The sequence below is a fragment of the Planococcus donghaensis MPA1U2 genome (assembly GCF_000189395.1).
GTDB lineage: Bacteria > Bacillota > Bacilli > Bacillales_A > Planococcaceae > Planococcus > Planococcus donghaensis_B.
The window spans coordinates 1-18,512 of sequence record NZ_AEPB01000058.1; the positions used below are offsets into that span (position 1 = coordinate 1).

The 18,512-nt window shown below is 38.6% G+C and carries 19 protein-coding genes; 2 read left to right on the plus strand and 17 right to left on the minus strand.

Annotated features, from left to right (window positions below; translation table 11 throughout):
* Positions 1-84 precede the first annotated feature (84 nt).
* The 10 genes from GPDM_RS15230 to GPDM_RS15275 all read right to left on the minus strand — a co-directional run bounded on the left by GPDM_RS15230 (position 85) and on the right by GPDM_RS15275 (position 8,321).
* Positions 85-819 (minus strand): gamma-glutamyl-gamma-aminobutyrate hydrolase family protein, encoded by a 735-nt coding sequence (locus tag GPDM_RS15230; RefSeq protein ID WP_008432777.1) that lies wholly within the window; start codon positions 817-819, stop codon positions 85-87.
* A gap of 286 nt (positions 820-1,105) precedes the next feature.
* Complete coding sequence (locus tag GPDM_RS15235) at positions 1,106-1,447, minus strand: MGMT family protein (RefSeq protein WP_039863493.1); 342 nt, start codon at positions 1,445-1,447, stop codon at positions 1,106-1,108.
* 13 nt (positions 1,448-1,460) lie between these two features.
* Positions 1,461-1,940, minus strand: a complete 480-nt coding sequence (locus GPDM_RS15240; protein ID WP_008432781.1) for a hypothetical protein — start codon at positions 1,938-1,940, stop codon at positions 1,461-1,463.
* A 21-nt stretch (positions 1,941-1,961) separates the two neighbouring features.
* The gene (locus GPDM_RS15245) at positions 1,962-2,438 is read right to left on the minus strand and encodes a GNAT family N-acetyltransferase (protein ID WP_008432782.1); all 477 of its coding nucleotides are present in this window, start codon (positions 2,436-2,438) and stop codon (positions 1,962-1,964) included.
* Positions 2,439-2,496: 58 nt separating this feature from the next.
* On the minus strand, positions 2,497-2,976 hold the full coding sequence (locus GPDM_RS15250; RefSeq protein ID WP_008432783.1) for a hypothetical protein: 480 nt from the start codon (positions 2,974-2,976) through the stop codon (positions 2,497-2,499).
* A gap of 28 nt (positions 2,977-3,004) precedes the next feature.
* Positions 3,005-3,667 carry a YveK family protein gene (locus GPDM_RS15255; protein ID WP_008432784.1) on the minus strand — a complete coding sequence of 221 codons (663 nt, stop codon included), beginning with the start codon at positions 3,665-3,667 and terminating at the stop codon, positions 3,005-3,007.
* 294 nt (positions 3,668-3,961) lie between these two features.
* Positions 3,962-4,261 (minus strand): replication/maintenance protein RepL, encoded by a 300-nt coding sequence (locus GPDM_RS15260; protein WP_008432785.1) that lies wholly within the window; start codon positions 4,259-4,261, stop codon positions 3,962-3,964.
* 309 nt (positions 4,262-4,570) lie between these two features.
* Complete coding sequence (locus GPDM_RS15265) at positions 4,571-5,872, minus strand: Zn-dependent hydrolase (protein WP_008432786.1); 1,302 nt, start codon at positions 5,870-5,872, stop codon at positions 4,571-4,573.
* 20 nt (positions 5,873-5,892) lie between these two features.
* Positions 5,893-7,068 (minus strand): amidohydrolase, encoded by a 1,176-nt coding sequence (locus tag GPDM_RS15270; protein ID WP_008432787.1) that lies wholly within the window; start codon positions 7,066-7,068, stop codon positions 5,893-5,895.
* Between the two features lie 56 nt (positions 7,069-7,124).
* Positions 7,125-8,321 (minus strand): hypothetical protein, encoded by a 1,197-nt coding sequence (locus tag GPDM_RS15275; RefSeq protein WP_008432788.1) that lies wholly within the window; start codon positions 8,319-8,321, stop codon positions 7,125-7,127.
* A gap of 330 nt (positions 8,322-8,651) precedes the next feature.
* On the opposite strand from GPDM_RS15275, the gene GPDM_RS15280 reads away from it, so the two are divergent.
* Entirely contained in the window at positions 8,652-10,076 is a 1,425-nt protein-coding gene (locus GPDM_RS15280) for an NAD-dependent succinate-semialdehyde dehydrogenase (RefSeq protein WP_008432792.1), read from the plus strand.
* A gap of 38 nt (positions 10,077-10,114) precedes the next feature.
* Here GPDM_RS15280 and thrB read toward each other — a convergent pair whose 3' ends face one another.
* From thrB to GPDM_RS15295, 3 genes are read right to left on the minus strand one after another with little or no spacing between them, the layout of a single operon-like run.
* Positions 10,115-11,020: a homoserine kinase gene (gene thrB, locus GPDM_RS15285; RefSeq protein WP_008432795.1), complete on the minus strand. Its 906-nt coding sequence runs from the start codon at positions 11,018-11,020 to the stop codon at positions 10,115-10,117.
* Complete coding sequence (thrC, locus tag GPDM_RS15290) at positions 11,017-12,078, minus strand: threonine synthase (RefSeq protein ID WP_008432796.1); 1,062 nt, start codon at positions 12,076-12,078, stop codon at positions 11,017-11,019. Before thrC ends, thrB begins: the two co-directional genes overlap by 4 nt.
* Positions 12,075-13,367 carry a homoserine dehydrogenase gene (locus GPDM_RS15295; RefSeq protein ID WP_008432797.1) on the minus strand — a complete coding sequence of 431 codons (1,293 nt, stop codon included), beginning with the start codon at positions 13,365-13,367 and terminating at the stop codon, positions 12,075-12,077. The genes thrC and GPDM_RS15295 overlap by 4 nt, the downstream gene beginning before the upstream one ends.
* A gap of 127 nt (positions 13,368-13,494) precedes the next feature.
* Between GPDM_RS15295 and GPDM_RS15300 the strand changes: the two genes are divergently transcribed.
* The gene (locus GPDM_RS15300) at positions 13,495-14,859 is read left to right on the plus strand and encodes an aspartate kinase (protein ID WP_008432798.1); all 1,365 of its coding nucleotides are present in this window, start codon (positions 13,495-13,497) and stop codon (positions 14,857-14,859) included.
* 61 nt (positions 14,860-14,920) lie between these two features.
* Here the strand turns inward: GPDM_RS15300 and GPDM_RS15305 are convergent, their stop codons facing one another.
* From GPDM_RS15305 to GPDM_RS15320, 4 genes are all read right to left on the minus strand, one after another.
* Complete coding sequence (locus GPDM_RS15305; RefSeq protein ID WP_407918609.1) at positions 14,921-15,373, minus strand: cupin domain-containing protein; 453 nt, start codon at positions 15,371-15,373, stop codon at positions 14,921-14,923.
* Between the two features lie 69 nt (positions 15,374-15,442).
* Complete coding sequence (locus GPDM_RS15310) at positions 15,443-16,609, minus strand: aminotransferase class I/II-fold pyridoxal phosphate-dependent enzyme (protein ID WP_008432801.1); 1,167 nt, start codon at positions 16,607-16,609, stop codon at positions 15,443-15,445.
* 81 nt (positions 16,610-16,690) lie between these two features.
* Entirely contained in the window at positions 16,691-17,980 is a 1,290-nt protein-coding gene (locus GPDM_RS15315) for a TRAP transporter large permease (protein WP_008432803.1), read from the minus strand.
* Complete coding sequence (locus tag GPDM_RS15320; protein ID WP_039863495.1) at positions 17,977-18,471, minus strand: TRAP transporter small permease; 495 nt, start codon at positions 18,469-18,471, stop codon at positions 17,977-17,979. The genes GPDM_RS15315 and GPDM_RS15320 overlap by 4 nt, the downstream gene beginning before the upstream one ends.
* Between the last annotated feature and the right edge of the window lie 41 nt (positions 18,472-18,512).

Below are 18,512 nucleotides of genomic sequence, written 5' to 3' on the forward strand. Positions count from 1 at the left end.
TGAGCCTTGGGCTGTTGAATCTCCTAAATTATAATTTCATAATAAAAAAAAGGAAGTTGCTTATATTTTAAGCAACTTCCTTTTTTATTGGTTTTGTTTTTTATCTACTAAACACTCTTCAACAAACCGGTTAAAAATATTCATTGAAGCTTCATCACCTTGTAGAGCAAATTCTTCTGGATGCCATTGAATTCCCATAGCAAACTGGTGGTGTTTACTTTCCAATGCTTCAACTAATCCATCAGCAGCATGAGCAGCTACAGTCAGCTGTGGCGAAACATCTTTTACTCCTTGATGATGGAAAGAATTGACGTTAAATTTTTTCTCTTTCATAATATCATATAGTAAACTGTCATCTTCTAAAATTACAGAGTGCGTTCGGTGCGTTCGCATCGCTTTTTGTTTATGTTGATGTAGTTCGCCTTCAAATTGAGATTCTAGATCTTGATAATTAGTGCCCCCTAGTGAAACATTAAACATCTGTAACCCTCGGCACATGCCGATAAATGGTTTGTCGAACTCTAGAAACTTTAATATTAGTTCTTTTTCGTACTTATCACTTCCAGGATAAACAGCTCCCAGCTTTACATGCGGTTCTTCTCCATATAATGTTGGGTTAATATCCCCGCCACCGGTAACAATCAAACCATCTAACCTTTCACACAACAGCGGAATATCTTCCTCATCCACAATCGGGACTATTAACGGCAATCCTCCTGCGCGTAAAATTGCTTGCCCATATACAGGATCGAGCGAATAGGTTTGGTTTTCTTCTACTCGTGCAGTTATGCCGATTACCGGCTTGTCTTTCTTCGCCATGTTTTCCCTCTTCTCTATTTGATCACATCATGATTATATTCTATACCCTTTCTTTTAAAATATATAAACATTTCGATTGATTTCTCACTTTAAAAATTGAAATTTATGGCAATAAAAAGCATCTTGAGATCTAAGTAACGAGTCTGATGGTTATTGTCCAAAATTTTTTATCAATTTTTATTGGGTTCGTAACAAGTTGCTCGTTCAGATAGTAAACAAAAGAAAAAGGCTAATTCATAAGCGAATTGGCCCTCGTTTAAATTATTAATATTTCATGATTTACTTTTTAATGATCGCACTGACTTCCATCTACTGTCTTCTGCAGAGGGTCAAAGCGAAATCGTGCTAGATCAATCCGATCATTAAAATCCACTTCAACACCTTCTTCTTGAAGCGATTTTCTTTGGAAAAATCGTGCTTCTTCATCATTAAGTGCAATCTCACCTTGTCTGTTGACGATTCGATGCCACGGTAAGTGATGTTTGTTGCTCATACTATGAAGGATTCTCGTGACTTGCCTAGCTGCTCGGGGACTACCAGCTGCTGCAGCGACTTGGCCATAGGTCATGATTTTACCTGCTGGAATTTGCTTTATAATATTTAATGCTTTTTCAGTAAAAGTCTGCATTTCTTCATCCATTCTATTGCACTTTTTTCTTTTGACTCTCTACTTCCATTAAGAGACGCCCACTTTTGTACTCCTCAAGAAGCTCTTGGACAAATTCATATAATGGCAAGTTTCCTGTCTCTTTCGCAAGTCCGTCGCTTTCAGCGTGCACACACTTATAATACTCTACCATTCTTCCAACTAACTCCTCAAGACCTTCAAGCGATTGTTCACCCTCATGTTTTAATGGACGTTTTAAGTCTATTGATTTTGCTTCGTTTAAATATAAAAACTTCATTTGATCTAGATTGCTAACAGTTTGATCAAATACTTGTTGGTTTCGATCTAATCGATAAAAACTTCTCCAATAAACAAAAATTTCTTTTGCTACCCCCAGTTTTTTTGCTCCGAGTGATGAATTCAACCCTTCTACTACACATATTTCGTGCATAATTTTCCTTAATGATTTTTTATATTCTCTTTCTACCACACCTTTATATTGCATATATTTCATGATTAACCCTCCTTGGAATAATTAGATGTTTCTATATCTACGAATAATATCTTCATCTTCGACCGACACTAAGCTATCATAGGTTTGTTGATCATGTATTTGTTGACCGATATAAAACATGCTAGATTCACAGTTAGCAATTTCTTTTTTCATTTGTTTCTCATGGTTCATATCGTCTTGGAAGTCTCCACCTAGGTGAAAGAATGAATAGTAGTTTTCTTCTCCCCATTCTGCAATTTTCAATAATAATATCTGCATTGTTTCTTCGCTATACTCATCAGATACACTGCCTTCAAGATGATAAAAAATGGTATCTCCCATTGCAAGTACATAACAAGCTGATACTAGCTTGTCTTCATGATATGCACCAAATAAATGGAGATCTGACCCCATCGAACTAATTAATGTTTCAAAATAATCGTTTGTGAAAAAGTAGTAGCTATCCGCTTCTTCTCTTCTTCTTGCGGCTGCATAGTACAGCACTAGAAATTCAAACATATGCCTTACTGTCCCTAGCTTTTTCACAACTACATCCGTACTATTTTCATTTTTTTTATTATTTTTTAATTGAATTTTTTTTAACAGAAGCCTCTATATCTTTTAAGTTAATTGTGTAGGTTTCAAATAATGGAGAAACTTTCAAATAACTTTGAAAGTCATGAGCATTTTCTTTTAAAGGATGAAAGCGTATATACTCAGCTATAATTTTTTCGCTTTGACAATATGTTCGAAAGGCTTCTCTAAAATTAGCAGCCAAATTAGCGCGATTGCACTCTACTTTCAATAATGGTCCGCCATATCCAAAGGGAGTCGTAACATCATAAAAAGAAGCCCCTTGCTCACTCACTTGTCTTTTAATAAAAGGATAAACTACCTCACCATCGCCATCTTTATAATGAAAAAGTAATGCTTCGCCTGGATCTAATTTCAGTGCTCCTAAAAAATACTGATTTGTATAATAAATGTCTGTGATGTGTAAAGTATCAAGAATTTTTTTCCAGCGACTACGCTCTTGTATCGATATTAGCTCATACATTCATTCCACCCCTACTTCACCTTAAAAATCATTTGAAAACTGTTTGTAATTGTTGCTCTCTATTTTCTGTTTCTCTATCTCTACTTGCTGCATTTTTTATCATATGCACGCCAAAAATTAAAAGAATACTGAATACGAGTCCGATAACAGTCACGATGCCTGTATATAGTATGATTGCGCTTTGACTAGGCTTTCTATTTTCTCCTTCCATAGGAGCAAAAGAAATAACGTTGACATGATCGACTAGCGGTGACGTATTTACTTTTTCCTGAAAAACTACTGCCAGCGTATTGGCGATTTTACTGGCCTCATTTTTATTATGTGAAAAAATGGTAATTGTTAATACTGGAGAGTAATCGGTATAGCTAACATGCACTTGTTTACGAAGATCTGTGGGCGAATCAGCAATTTTTAGTTCTTCATTTACTTTCTCTAATACTTCCGGGCTTTTAAGAAAAGTAGCATATGCTTCTGTCATCAGAGGGTCTACCTGACCTTTTTCTTTTTCAACGTGCGAGAACGAAGATGTATCTCCGATTAATAACTGACTAGTAGATTGATACTCGGGTTTTACGAAAAAAATAAAAATGAACAATGTTGTAAGCATTAGACAAAAAGTAAAGCTGATTACAAAATAAGTTTGTTTTTTATAACCTGCTAACGAATGTTTTATGACTTTCAAATCATTCATGATCGTTCCCCCTTGTTCAAAAGCGTTAATTTTCCTCTTATTTCTAAAAATTCAGATTATTATAGTTCATTTATATCATACTTGAGTGGTTCTATCTACTCTTTTTCATATATTTTTTAAATATTTAGATTTTAATATAAGTAATTAGGCTAAAGACTTAATTAAAATCATTAAATTCTTATTAAAATTAGGCATTAAGTCATAATTAAGATATTTTTCTCTTTTAAAATTTTTCCTTTATTACAAACAGAAACCAAAAAAGCATCCCTCAGATAACTGAGAGATGCTTTTTTATTATCCTTTCCATAATCCGATAATCCCGTTTCTGCGGTAGATAATTTCTTTTGACTCTAGTAATTTTAATACTTTGGTTAGTGTTTGATGCGAAATATTAATATCCGTTGTGATTTCTTTGATCGTTTTAAAAAGCACGCCTTCTTTTGAAGCATTTACTAAAAAATACTGGATGAATCTTTCTCCAACTTCTGTTATTTTTTCAGTTTCTGATGAAAAGCACTCGCGGCAATCATTTAATATTTTCTCTTCTGAAAATACATTTGTTGTGATATACACCTGATTCTCCACCACTTTCACCTAACCACCTCCCAAATTAAAACGCAGGGGCATACACTTATTTTACCTATACCCTTTCTTTTTTAAAATATACATACAATTTCATTTTGTACTGATAATTCCAAAGTTACATATTAAAATTCCATTTTAAGGATATACACAATCAAATTCACTTTAGCATCTCTACAAAAACTCAATAACACACAGATTTTTCACTCTAACTATATAAATGAAGAGAATGTCCTTATTGAGTATTTTCTCAACAGCAAAAAAAACAGGAAAAGAGAATCCTCTTCCTGTTTTCATAGGGAAATATTAAAGATCATTACTTTATTGCTTCATTGCATTTTCAATAAAGTCTTTCAAAACGTGAATCCCCATTACGCAATCACTTAAACTAGACCATTCTTTTGGATTGTGACTAATTCCATCTTTACTTCTAACAAAAAGCATGGCGACAGGAATTGTTCGACCAAGATTCATCGCATCGTGACCTGCCCCACTTGGAATGTACGTAGGAACAATATCAAATTTGTTTAATGAAGCCGCAAGACGAGTTTGCAACTCGTTAGTAATAGGAACGGGCTTGATCCGTGTATTCAACTTAGTCATAGCATGAACCTCATGTTTTATTGCGACTTTTTCTGCTTGTTCGATTAATTGATCAATTAAAAGATCTCTTGGTTTTTCATTAATGTCACGAATATCAACCAGCATTTCGACTTTCTCTGGTATAACATTTGCTCCATTTGGGAAAACCTCTAATTTTCCGACTGTAGCTACTGCTGTATTATTCATTGTTTTTGGAAATTCAGGAATCGATTGAAGAAATTCTGCTGCTGCTACTAAACAGTCTTTTCTTCCAATCATAGGTGTATTCCCTGCATGTCCAGCTTCACCTACAAACACGACTTTAAGCCAAGCGGGACCAGCAATACCGTTTACGATTCCAACCGGTTGATTGGCTTGTTCCAACTTTTTCCCTTGTTCAATGTGCACTTCTACAAATAGTTCTAATTCTGTTAAATCTCTTTTAGCTGTTTTAAAAGCTTCAAGCGTGCTCCCATAGTGAGTTAATACTTCTTTTAATGTATCTCCATTATAGTCACGGAGCTGCGCGATTTCTTCTTCTGAAATAGCGCCAATCATTGCTTGACTCCCTGTTAATCCACTATTAAAACGCGATCCCTCTTCATCTGAAAAAATAATTACTTCGTAAGGTTTATTAGGAGTATAGCCTGTTTCTTTCCACGATTCCACAACTTCAAGCGCGGATAAGACACCAAGAGGACCATCAAAGTTACCGCCATTTGGAACACTGTCTACATGAGATCCAGAAGCTATAGCTGGAGCTTTTTGCAAACCTTCCAAGCGAGCTGTAACGTTCCCTGCTCCGTCTTCTGATACTTGTAAGCCCGCTTCTACCATCCATTCTTTCACCAGTGTTTTTGCAGCTTTTTCTTCATCGGAAAAGCCAGGTCTTTTTATGCCCCCCACTTGAGAAAAACCGATTTGTGACAATTCGAATAATCGTTTTGCAATACGTTCTCCGCTAATGCCTGAATGACTAAGTTTATGATCATATTCTTTAAGTAAGTCATCATACAAAGGATTGTTAGTTGTTTTTTGCATAATACCCTCCTAAGTTCTTTTTATTTAGTTAAAAAAGCCCAAGCATACTGTGCGTAAAGCTCTGCTCCAGTAGCCATTGAATCTTCATCCACATTAAATTTTCCGTGATGATGTGCCCACTGCGTATCTTTTTGTGGATTACCACTTCCTACTAATGCAAAACTTCCTGGAACTTCGTCTAAATAAAATGAAAAATCTTCTCCACCCATTGTCGGTGTTTCTACATAAAGAGAATCTTCACCAAATGCTTCCATTGCCACTTCTTGAACTAATTGCGCACTTTCTTCTCCATTAATAACGGCTTGTGTCCCACGAATATATTCAACTTCTGCAGATCCCCCGTATATCGCAGCTGTATGATCTGCATAAATCTTAAGTTGTTTTTCAATATGATCTCGTGTTGTAGGGTCAAAGCATCGCACCGTTCCCTCGATATCGGCATTTTCAGCGATAATGTTAAAGCGAGTTCCTACAACCATTTTACCGATTGTTACAACGGCCGACTGTTGAGGATCAACAGTACGTGAAACAACAGATTGTACATTCATTACGAAGGAAGATGCAATAATCGCTGCATCAATACAATCTTGAGGCATTGCACCGTGTCCTCCTTGACCTTTAAAATGGACTTTGAAAATATCGGCAGAAGCAAAGGCAGGACCTGGACTGCAAGCTATTTTTCCGGTTTCACTTTGAGACCAAATATGTATACCAAACGCATTATCCACACCTTTGACCGCACCTTGGTCAACCATCGCTTTTGCCCCAGTCGCTACTTCTTCAGCAGGCTGAAAAATAAATCGTACATTTCCGGGAATCTCTTCTTTTACACTGACTAGCGCTTTAGCTGCTGTTAACAGCATCGCTGTATGGACATCGTGCCCGCATGCATGCATTTTGCCAAGTTCTTTCGACTTGTATGCCAAGTCTGTATTTAGTTCTTCCACAGACAAAGCATCCATATCCGCTCTAAGCGCCACAGTTTTACCAACTTTATCGCCTTTAAGCTCCGCAACTACACCTGTTGGTTCCATTTTACGCGCTTCGATACCAAGTTCTGTTAAATAATCATAAACAAATTGAGAAGTTTGAAACTCTTCCCATGATAGTTCCGGCTCACTATGAAGCTTGCGACGAATACTAATCATTTCATCGCTATTCTCTTTTATCGCTTTTTTTATCGTTTGGTTAATCATTATAAATCCCCTCCGATTATCTCGATAAACAGTTGTTCAATTTTCATTCGTTTCTCTTATAGGAAGCCGACAAAGATACCTGCTAAAATGACCGATACAATGGTAACTGTGATAAAACCGGCCACTAACATTGGTGGTAACATATGACTTGTTAATACTTCGCGTTCTTTTTCATCTTTTGTTAAGGAATTGATTACTTCTACTGTAATAATATAATCTGCTGGGAATCCGTACAGAGCGGTCAATGAAACTGCAAAAGCCATTTCTTTGCTGACTTTAAGAAGTTTCCCGACGATAAATGAAAAGATATACATACCAACGACACCAATCACGATACAGCCAATAAGCGGATAAAGAATTTCAAGCATCATACTCGGTGTGGCATTTTTTAACCCATCGAAAATGAATAGCAGGAGTGCCATGATCGCAAATCCAAAACCATTTGCTTTTTGTAGCGGGTGACGCTCAAGAAAGCCAATGCTACGAGCAATTACGCCGAACAACAAACACAATACAAACGGACTGATTTCAACTACTGGCGTTAAAAGTGTTGCGGTTAAATAAGCTAAGTAACCAACTAAAGCTAAACGGAAAAATTTAAAGAAGTCGGTATTGTATTTATCCGGCATCTTCGCAAACATACGCGGTTCTTTAACGGGTTTATCAACAGTGCCCGGTTGATTAGCAGGCATTTCTTTTAATGTCAGCTCGTTATTTCTATATTTGGTTAAAAGATTTTTTCCTTCTTTTTTCAGCATAACTGAAGTGAGTGGGTAACCTGCAAAGCCTTGAACAACATATATTACAATTGCAAAAACAGCTAATGCTGGTAACCCGGCGGCTGCTGCGCCTTCAGACATGATTAAAGCAGATACTAACCCACCAACCAAAGGAGGAATGGCAACTACCACTGTTTGATAGTCAAATAACAAAGTTCCGATACTGAATAAAGCAGCAATAATTCCTGCAATACCAGATAATGCGATTAAAATAGTTCTCCATTGATCTTTCAATTCTTGCAAAGACAATAAAGTTCCCATATTTGTAATCAATAAATAGATAAGCATTACAGCTACAGCTGGTGGAACACCTGAAAGCGTAACAATATCAGCAGGAAAGAATGTCCAATACCCAAGTAAGAACAAGACTCCACTCACAAATATTGAAGGTATCCAAGCTTTTGTGCGAATTGATACTGCTTCACCGATAAATAAGACTAAAACTATAATTGATAATGCGAGCATTTGAGCCATTTTATTTCCTCCTCTTTTCTTTTGTTAGCTTAAAACGATTGTTTTAGTTTTAAGCTGAATATTTTCACTATTGCAATAGTAGCACACTAAACAAGCTTTATATATCGAATTTTAAAACTATTTTGAAATAATATTAACTTTGTTTAGAATTTCGTAAGATAGAAATCGCTACCATTACCTATATATTGCATATTTTGAGGTAATTATAATCTCGTTCTTTTGTGACAGAATTGTGAACATAGAAACCCCATCTTTTCTATAAGCGTTTATTCAGGATGATTTAGAGGTATTTATTAGGATACGCAAAAATCAAAAGGAGGATGTCGAAGCATGGATGGTAGACATTATATTAATGGAGAATGGTCAAATACAGGTGATGGCAAAATTGACGTTATGAATCCTGCAACAGGTGAAGTCATAGGTTCAGTCCCTAACGGCGGCGAGCAAGAAGCAACAGATGCAATCGATGCAGCATCTGCAGCTTTTCCAGAATGGTCAAAAACAACTGCTTACCACCGTGCAGACCTTCTCATGAAATGGCATGATCTATTACTTGAACATAAAGAAGAAATTGGTGAAGTTTTAACAAAAGAAATGGGGAAACCTCTTGCAGAAGCGATTGGCGAAATTGAATACTCCGCTTCTTTTGTTTCTTGGTTTGCAGAAGAAGGAAAGCGCATGTACGGGCGAACAATTCCAGCTAGTAAAGAAGGTAAACGTATTCAAATCAATAAGCAACCCGTTGGTGTAGTTGTCTCTATTACACCGTGGAATTTCCCAGCTGCCATGATGGCTCGAAAAATGGCCCCTGCTCTTGCAGCTGGATGTACGTTTGTAGCGAAACCGGCTAAAATGACGCCATTAACAGCGGTTAAAATGTATGAATTGGCGATTGAAGCTGGCTTCCCTAAAGGCGTTATCAACTTAGTGACAGGAAGTGCTAGTAAAATTGGTAAAGTATTCACTAGTCACCCCGATGTTCGCAAACTTACCTTTACTGGATCAACTGAAATCGGGAAAGAATTGATGAAACAAGCTTCAGAAACAATGCTCAACTTGTCTCTTGAACTAGGTGGACACGCACCAATCATCGTCTTAGAAGATGCAGATATGGAGTTGGCCATTGAAGGCGTTATCGCTTCGAAATTCCGCAATGCTGGACAAACATGTGTATGTGGTAACCGCATTTATGTTCAACAAAGCATTGCAGAAGAGTTTTCTAAAAAACTTGGTGAAGCTGCTAGCCAATTGAAAGTTGGTAATGGGTTGGACGAAGGTGTAAAGATTGGTCCTTTAGTAGATAAAGATGGCTATGAAAAAGTAGAAAAACATGTTCAAGATGCTGTTGAAAAAGGGGCTAAAGTGGTCATTGGCGGAGAAGGACGTACGGAAAACAATGCTTATTTTTATAACCCAACGGTATTAACTAATGCCTCATCTGATATGTTAGTTATGAACGAAGAAACGTTTGGTCCGGTGGCACCGATTATGACGTTCGAAACAGATGAAGAAGCTGTTCAACTTGCTAATGATACACGCTTTGGCTTAGCTGCTTACTTTTTCACTGAAAGCATGTCGCGTGGCACATATATCGCTGAAAACCTTGACTACGGCATTGTCGGATGGAACGACGGTGCTCCATCTACAGCACAAGCACCATTTGGTGGCATGAAAGAAAGTGGCGTAGGACGTGAAGGTGGTAAAGAAGGTCTAGAAGCCTTCCTTGAAACCAAATACATTTCGATTAAAGTTTAAAGTAAATAAAAAGCTGCTCCGAAATTCGGAGCAGCTTTTTATAAAACTGTTTCACATATTTTAATCCCTTTAGAAGATGGTTTTGTTACTAAACTTTCATAAAGCGGGAATTTCTCTGCTAATTGAGTTGCTACCATTTCTTCTTGTCCTTTTTCGACTGCGATAAATAACGATGGTCCTGCTCCACTTATTGCCATGCCATATACTCCGAGCTTTAAGCAGCTTTCTTGAATTTGTTCAAAGTCTTGAAATCTGCTTTTGCGATAAGGTTCATGAAAAACATCTTTTTGCATCATTCGCCCTGCAGTTTCCCAATCACCTCTTACTAAAGCCGCAGCTAATACATTTCCAGAAGCACCACCTCGTATCGCCGTTTTATAAGGTAAATTTCCAGGTAATAGATCACGTGATTCTGACGTTAAAAATTCAGTCGGTGGCACTAAAATAACTACACCAATCTCAACTTCTGGAACATGAATAATTTCTAGCTCGTCCTCGTCAAAATAAGAAATGGTTAACCCACCAAGAAGCGATGCTGAAATGTTATCGGGATGCCCTTCCATTTCCGTACCAATTTTCAATTTCTCTTTCATCGAAAGTTGCAAACCGATTAAACGATCGGCAATTTCAATTCCTGCAGCAATAGCTGAAGCACTGCTGCCAAGTCCTCTACTTAACGGAATTTCTGTATCGATGACCAATTTTGCAGTCGGCAAAGACCGGTTGTATTGATCAGCAACCGCTTGGGCAGTTGCCACAATTAAATTATCAGTTCCCGTTGCAAGCTGCTTGTATCCTTGGTCTTTGTATTCAACTTGCCACGTAGCAGATGGTGAAACATGAACAAACATATGAAGATCTAATGCCAGACCAATCGAATCAAATCCAGGGCCAAGATTGGCAGTAGAAGCTGGAACGGTTACCGAAAATTCTTTCCAACTCATACTTTCACTCCTTTTTTTAAATCCTCCCAAAATTGTTCCATATCTTCTGGAACGAGTAGCGCTTTATGCTGGTTAACTGAGATAGCAGTTTCAGGATCTTTCAAACCATTTCCTGTTAACACTGCTACTACTTTAGAGCCTTTTTCTAAAAGACCACTTTCAACTTGTTTTTTGATACCGGCAATCGATGCACATGATGCTGGCTCTGCGAAAACTCCTTCAGTAGAAGCCAGCATTTGGTAAGCTTCTAAAATTTCTTCATCAGTAGCCGCTAAAATCGTGCCATTTGATTCATCTAAAGCATTAAGTGCTAACTGCCAGCTTGCCGGATTCCCAATACGGATAGCTGTAGCAACAGTTTCAGGGTTTTCTACTACTTTATTGTGAACGATTGGAGCCGCTCCAGCTGCTTGCACACCTAAAAGTATTGGACGTTGTTTGCCAGTGCGCTCTGCGTATTCCGTGAAACCTTTCCAAGATGCTGAAATGTTACCTGCATTGCCAACTGGTAACGCAAAAACGTCTGGCACTTGCCCTAATTGATTAATGACTTCAAAGGCAATTGTTTTTTGGCCTTCTAATCGGTAAGGGTTAACGGAATTGACTAATGCGATACCCGCTTCTTGACCGACTTCTCTTACCATTTGAAGAGCTTCATCAAAATTCCCTTTAATTTCAAGAATTTCTGCTCCGTACATTTTAGCTTGGGCTAATTTTCCAAGTGCAATACGTCCTTCTGGAATAACAACAATTGTGCGCATCCCTGCTCGAGCACCATAAGCTGCAGCGGAAGCAGAAGTATTTCCTGTTGATGCACAAATCAATACCGTTTTTCCTTCTTCTTTTGCTTTGGCAACTGCCATTACCATCCCACGGTCTTTAAATGAACCGGTTGGATTGGCACCTTCTAATTTCACGTAAAGTTCAATGCCCCATTCTTTTGAAAGTTTCTCTAAATGAACGAGCGGTGTATTGCCTTCTTGTAAAGTTAGTGAAGGGGTATTTTCTGTAACAGGTAGCCACTCTTTATGTTCTTCGATTAGTCCTTGCCATCTCATGCTGTTTCCTCCCCTTCTATGCGGTAATGGCTAATAACGCTCGCCGTTCCTTCTACTTCTTTTAAAACATCTAAATGTTGCTGTCTAGAAATTTGATGCGTCAACAAGACCAACTCTGCTTTTCCTTGCTCAACCGCTGGTGATTGAATCACTGATTGAATGCTCGCTCCATGTTTGCTGTAAATTGACGTCATTTTTGATAACACGCCAACTTCGTCGTTTACGAGCAATCGGTGACAATATTTTGCAAAGCGTTTTGCTTCTGGTTTGATGACACGTTCGTGCTGTGCTGCATGAGCCCGTTTACCATTAACGCCAAGTTGCAAGTTACGACAAGCTGCAATAATGTCAGACACTACAGACGTTGCGGTTGGTAACGATCCCGCTCCTGGTCCATATAACATTGTTTCACCTACAGCATCTCCGTATATGTATACTGCATTGAATTCGTTATTCACTGAAGCAAGCGGATGGGAATTCGCAAGAAAAATGGGTTCTACAGAAACTTCGATGCCGTCTTCATCTTTTGTTGAAGATCCAACCATCTTCATCGTATATCCAAATTTATTGGCTAACTCTAAATCGCCATCACGAATTTCTTTCATTCCTCTTACAAGAACATCATCTAAATGAACTTCTGTCGAAAATGCGAGGGATGATAAAATAACCATTTTGCGAGCAGCATCAAGACCGTCTACGTCCGCCGAAGGATCTGCTTCTGCATAACCTAATGCAGTAGCTTCTGCTAATGCATCTTCATATGTCATGTTTTCGTTTTTCATCTTTGTCATAATGAAGTTTGTTGTGCCGTTAACGATTCCCATTAAACTAGAAATACGGTCTGAAGCTAAACCATCTTCTAATGTACGGATAATGGGTACGCCACCTGCCACACTTGCCTCATAAAAAAGATCGCATTTTTCAGCATCTGCTAGTTTTAGAAGTTCGTGGCCAAATTCTGCCATAATGTCTTTATTGGCTGTAACCACTTGCTTGCCTGCTTTGAGTGCTTTTTCAATAGCTGTTTTAGCGCCGTCTACGCCACCCATCACTTCGACAATAATATCGAGAGAAGAATCATTTAAGATTTCATCTATATCCGTTGTAAATACACTTGGATCTAAGCTAGAAAGCCGATCTTTTTTTGTATCTCTGACCAGTACTTTCTTGATAGAAACTTGGGCACCTAATTTATGATGCAAATCTTGCTGATGCTGCTGAATGATTGTAGCAACTCCGCTGCCCACCGTTCCAAGGCCTAATAATCCGATAGAAATTTCATTTTTCATTGACGATTCCTCCCATGGTGTGTACACTGTGAAAAAACAACTGTTTTTGTCATAGAGACATTATAGTATTATATATTAGTTAAAACAACCCTTTTACAGACTATTAAAAAAGATGGGACTTGATTGGATGAAAGTAAGCAAATTTGGCGGGACTTCAGTAGCTAGTGCACAACAAATAAAAAAAGTGGCAGCCATCGTTAAAGCAGAGCCATCTCGTAAAATTGTCGTTGTCTCTGCACCAGGTAAGCGATTCGCTGGAGACGTCAAAGTGACAGATTTGCTGATTAACTTATCAGCAGCGGCACTTCGTGATGAATCAACAGATGAGGCGCTTGCCAAGGTTGTGGAAAGATACGCACAAATCACGGAAGAATTAGGGCTAGATCACAAGGTTACTCATATCATCGAAACAGACCTCTTAAACCGTCTTCAATCAGATAAAAGTTCTCCACCTCTTTTTGCGGATTTGATCAAAGCAAGTGGTGAAGACAATTCTGCAAAACTAATAGCTGCGTACTTAACGTCCATTGGTATGCCAGCAGAGTACGTTAATCCGTTTGACGCGGGTTTATTTGTGAATGACTTGCCGGAACGTGCACAAGCACTTCCAGAAGCTTATGAGCGACTGGCTGATCTAAAAAACAAAAAAACCATTTCCGTGTTCCCTGGCTTTTTCGGTTATACAAAAGGTGGAACATTACGGACATTTGAACGTGGAGGCTCAGATATTACCGGGTCTATCCTTGCCGCTGCTGTAAAAGCAGAACTCTATGAAAACTTTACCGATGTTGACTGCGTATTTGCAGCAAATCCTCAAGTTGTCGAGAATCCTGCAGCAATCGAACAAATGACGTACCGAGAAATGCGAGAACTTTCATATGCTGGATTTGCCGTCTTGCATGATGAAGCTCTTATGCCTGTTTTTAAAGCAGCTGTTCCGTTGTGCATTCGCAATACGAATAACCCTTCCGCACCCGGTACAATGATTGTTGCAGAACGTGACCATTCACTTCGCCCCGTAACAGGAATTTCAGCGGATAGCGGGTTCTCAACTTTATATGTTAGTAAATACTTGATGAACCGCGAAATTGGTTTTGGTCGCAAGCTTCTTCAAATTTTGGAAGACGAAGCGATTTCATACGAGCACATCCCGTCCGGCATCGATAACTTGTCTGTGATTTTACGTAGTCATCAATTGTCGTCTGATAAAGAACAACGCATCATAGATCGTGTGAAATCTGAACTGAACGCTGATGATGTTCATATCCGTAGCGATTTCTCAATGGTTGTTTTGGTGGGCGAAGGCATGAACAATCAAAAAGGTTTAACAGCTCGCGCAGCGAATGCCTTTGCAAGAACAGGCGTTAATATTGAAATGATTAACCAAGGATCTTCCGAAGTAAGTTTGGTGTTCGGAATTTTGAAAGAAGATGAACAAAAAATCTTGAATGAATTATATAAAGAGTTTTTCGAACCTGCTTTGGTTCATTGATACGATTGAAACTATAAATTGAAAGCCCTTTGCTAACACTCGGCAAAGGGCTTTCAATTTTTTATGACCAATGTTTGGTAACCGGTCCGGAACTGCCAAAAACGGGGTCTGTTTTTGGCACCGGCGTATTTTGTATATCATCCAATACAAAAGGCCGTTCTTCCACCTTCCCCGTTTTCAAATTGTAAGACTTGCCTTCTGGATAAGCTCCTATTACTTGAAAGTCTTGACTCGACTCTAGCAATTTGTGACCTGTCCCAGCAGGTAACAGGACAACATCACCCGTACTTACACGAAAATTTTCTCCATGATCACCGCCAATACGCAGCACGGCGGAACCGCTGCGTACCCCTAAAACTTCATGAGTGTTGCTGTGGTAATGATGATAGTTAAAAACTCCACCAGTCCAGCTATTTCGCCATCCATGCTCATTAAATACTTGTTCAATTTTTTCTGGATTCGCTTTAAAAACGGCCGGGTAATAAATTACACTAAGCGTTGTATTGTTTGGGATTCTGCCATCGTCTTTAAAATAAAAATAGTGTGCGTTAACTATACATATCAGCTCCTATTCACTTAAGGGTTAGTTACTTGATTTTAACGTCTGAATAAACTGTTCTAGTCGATCCATTCCTTCTTCAAGAACCGGCATGCTATAAGCATAAGAAATACGCACAAATCCTTCACCGTATTTAGTGAATGCAGAGCCTGGTACTGCTGCTACTCCACCTTCTTTTAATAAGCGCATCGCAAAATCAAAAGAAGTCATGTCGAATTTTTCAATAGAGGGGAAAATGTAAAACGCGCCTTTTGGCAAGACTACATCAATACCCATATCCGTTAATCGTTTATAGACAAAATCTCTTCGTTTAATGTATTCGATGTTCATTTCAGCAGGTATATGACGCTGGTTTTTCATGGCTTCAAGTGCCGCGTATTGACTTGGCACAGCTGCACAAATGGCGTTGTATTGATGAACTTTTAATACGTGTTTCATATACATTTCCGGCCCTAAAACAAAGCCAATTCGCCAACCTGTCATCGAATGGGATTTCGATAAACCATGGACGAGAAATGTTCGGTTACGCAATTTTTCAAAGCGTGCAAATGTCATATGCTTTTCACCATACGAATTTTCACTATAAATTTCATCGGTAACGATAAATACTTCATGCTTCTCAAGAACAGCTGCAACTTTTTCAAGTTGAGCCGATTCCATCGTGACACCTGTCGGATTAGAAGGAAAATTCATTAATACCGCTTTTGTACGATCTGTGATTAACTTTTCAAGACGCTCAGGGTCTGGTTGAAAACCAGTATCTGAAGTATCCAAATAAACCACTTTTCCTCCGCACAATTGAATAATTGGTTCATATCCAGGATAAGCTGGCGCTGGCAAGATGACTTCGTCACCTTCCTCTAAAATCGCACGAAAAAGCGAGTCTAATCCTTCACTGGCCCCATTAGTAACGATAATTTCTGTTTGCGAATTAAATTCCAACGCATACGTATCTTGAAAAAAAGAAGCGATTTCCGCTCTTAACTCAAGCAATCCTGCATTATGGGTATAACTTGTTTGATTGTTTTGAATGGCTGTAATCGCGGCTTGTTTTACCGCTTCAGGCGTTGGAAAATCAGGCTGTCCGATTGTTAGATTAATCGCTTCTGGATAATCGATTAATTGATTTGAAAACTGGCGGATACCGGAAATTTGAATAGACTCAATGCGTCTATTAATTGAGATGCTCATAGGTGACAACCTTTCTCTTAACTAAATCGAACAAAAGAAAAGAAAACTTTTCTTTTGTTCGATTTACAGTAAAAATTTTCGTTATTCATAAAGTCCTGGCAACCATAAAGACAGCGCTGGAATAAATGTGATAATAAGCAAACAAACAATCATTGAAAGCAAGAATGGAATTACCGCATAGGCAATTTTCTCAAAACGAACGCCTCCCACACTTGAAGCCACAAATAAGTTAACACCAAGAGGTGGTGTGACAAATCCAATTGCTAAATTGGCTACTAAAATAACCCCAAAATGTACAGGGTCTACTCCCACACTCACCACAATCGGCAGTAAAATGGGTGTTAATACCACTAATGCTGAAATGGTATCGATAAACATTCCGACTACAAGCAGTAATAAGTTAATTGCGAGTAAAATAACGAGTGGATTACTCGATAACGCCGTTAAATAATCCGAGATTTCGCCAGGAATTTGTTCAATGGTCATAAAGTATGCAAATGATACAGATAATCCGATGATAATCATGGTCGTGGAATTTATCACAATCGCTTGTCGAAAGCTTTCGTAAAGACCTTGCCAAGATAATTCTTTATAAACGAATTTGCCAATTATTATAGCATAAACGACCGCTACTACGGCTGCTTCAGTTGGCGAAAAGATGCCACCATATATACCACCAAGAATAATAACAGGAATTAATAATGCCCATTTGGCGTCCCAAAACGTCACCAACACGTCTTTAAATTTAAAAGTAGAAGCTTCCCCCGGCTCAGGCTTATAGCCTCGCTTTTTTGAAATGATATAAGCAGTAATTAATAGACCAGAACCAATAATTATCCCTGGAATGATGCCCGCTAAAAACATGCTTCCTACTGAAACCCCGCCAATAACTCCGTAGAGAACAAATGGAATACTTGGTGGAATGATGACGCCAATCGATCCTGCAGCTGCAGCAACTGCTGAAGCAAAGCCACCATCATATTTTCTGGCAACCATTGCCGGAATCATAAAGCCACCAATCGCGGCTACAGTTGCAGGACCAGAACCTGATATGGCTGCGAAAAACATACATGCCACAATCGTTACCATCCCTAAACCACCTGTCATCCAACCAACTAAGGACGCGGCAAATGCGAGCAGGCGTTTAGAAACACCACCTTTACCCATCAATATTCCAGCAAGCATAAAAAAAGGAATCGCAAGCAGTGGAAATGAATCGAGAGAGGTAAATGCTTTTTGCGTAATAATGCTAAGTGGCAAAGTGGTACCAAAATAAATCGCTGTCAAAGCTGAAACGCCTAAAGCAATCGCAATGGGTACACCGATTAACAAACAAACAAATAAAGTGCCAAATAAAAGAGCTATCGTCATGCCGGAAGGTCCCCTCCCTTATGCATTTCATAATCCCCTTGCCATATCTTCACTAATTGCTGAATTAGGCGAATACACATACCCGCCCCACCTAGCGGAATCGCTAAAAATGGAATCCACATCGGCAACTGCATTGCTGGCGTGACTTGTCCGTTCGTAATACTGCTTAATACTAAGTCTGTTCCAAAATAAGCTAAAAACAAAGCCATGATAAACCAAATTATGAGAGTAATCGTTTCCAAAATCTTTCTAGGCAATCCCTTAAATCGGGTAATAAAAGCCTCTACACGAATATGCTCTCGCAATTTCACGGCGTAACTTGCTCCAATCCACACTTGAAAGATATGTATATACCGGGCCATTTCTTCTGTCCAACTTGGCGCATTCGAAAACACATAACGACCAACAACTTGACCAAAAATTAAAGCAACCATCAGTACTAATGTCAAAACCAGAAAGGCCTCTTCTGCTTTCTCAAATTTCTTAATCATGCATGCACTTCCTTTCATAAAACGAAAAATCAAGGAATTTC

What these genes read in the sequence shown, in the direction of transcription:
- GPDM_RS15280 (WP_008432792.1), top strand. Translation starts at nt 8,652, where the DNA reads ATGGATGGTAGACATTATATTAATGGAGAATGGTCAAATACAGGTGAT.
- GPDM_RS15240 (WP_008432781.1), bottom strand. Translation starts at nt 1,940, where the DNA reads ATGAAATATATGCAATATAAAGGTGTGGTAGAAAGAGAATATAAAAAA.
- GPDM_RS15245 (WP_008432782.1), bottom strand. Translation starts at nt 2,438, where the DNA reads ATGTTTGAATTTCTAGTGCTGTACTATGCAGCCGCAAGAAGAAGAGAA.
- GPDM_RS15250 (WP_008432783.1), bottom strand. Translation starts at nt 2,976, where the DNA reads ATGTATGAGCTAATATCGATACAAGAGCGTAGTCGCTGGAAAAAAATT.
- GPDM_RS15265 (WP_008432786.1), bottom strand. Translation starts at nt 5,872, where the DNA reads ATGCAAAAAACAACTAACAATCCTTTGTATGATGACTTACTTAAAGAA.
- thrB (WP_008432795.1), bottom strand. Translation starts at nt 11,020, where the DNA reads ATGAGTTGGAAAGAATTTTCGGTAACCGTTCCAGCTTCTACTGCCAAT.
- GPDM_RS15255 (WP_008432784.1), bottom strand. Translation starts at nt 3,667, where the DNA reads ATGAATGATTTGAAAGTCATAAAACATTCGTTAGCAGGTTATAAAAAA.
- GPDM_RS15320 (WP_039863495.1), bottom strand. Translation starts at nt 18,471, where the DNA reads ATGATTAAGAAATTTGAGAAAGCAGAAGAGGCCTTTCTGGTTTTGACA.
- GPDM_RS15270 (WP_008432787.1), bottom strand. Translation starts at nt 7,068, where the DNA reads ATGATTAACCAAACGATAAAAAAAGCGATAAAAGAGAATAGCGATGAA.
- GPDM_RS15230 (WP_008432777.1), bottom strand. Translation starts at nt 819, where the DNA reads ATGGCGAAGAAAGACAAGCCGGTAATCGGCATAACTGCACGAGTAGAA.
- GPDM_RS15275 (WP_008432788.1), bottom strand. Translation starts at nt 8,321, where the DNA reads ATGGCTCAAATGCTCGCATTATCAATTATAGTTTTAGTCTTATTTATC.
- GPDM_RS15315 (WP_008432803.1), bottom strand. Translation starts at nt 17,980, where the DNA reads ATGACGATAGCTCTTTTATTTGGCACTTTATTTGTTTGTTTGTTAATC.
- GPDM_RS15310 (WP_008432801.1), bottom strand. Translation starts at nt 16,609, where the DNA reads ATGAGCATCTCAATTAATAGACGCATTGAGTCTATTCAAATTTCCGGT.
- GPDM_RS15235 (WP_039863493.1), bottom strand. Translation starts at nt 1,447, where the DNA reads ATGCAGACTTTTACTGAAAAAGCATTAAATATTATAAAGCAAATTCCA.
- GPDM_RS15300 (WP_008432798.1), top strand. Translation starts at nt 13,495, where the DNA reads ATGAAAGTAAGCAAATTTGGCGGGACTTCAGTAGCTAGTGCACAACAA.
- thrC (WP_008432796.1), bottom strand. Translation starts at nt 12,078, where the DNA reads ATGAGATGGCAAGGACTAATCGAAGAACATAAAGAGTGGCTACCTGTT.
- GPDM_RS15295 (WP_008432797.1), bottom strand. Translation starts at nt 13,367, where the DNA reads ATGAAAAATGAAATTTCTATCGGATTATTAGGCCTTGGAACGGTGGGC.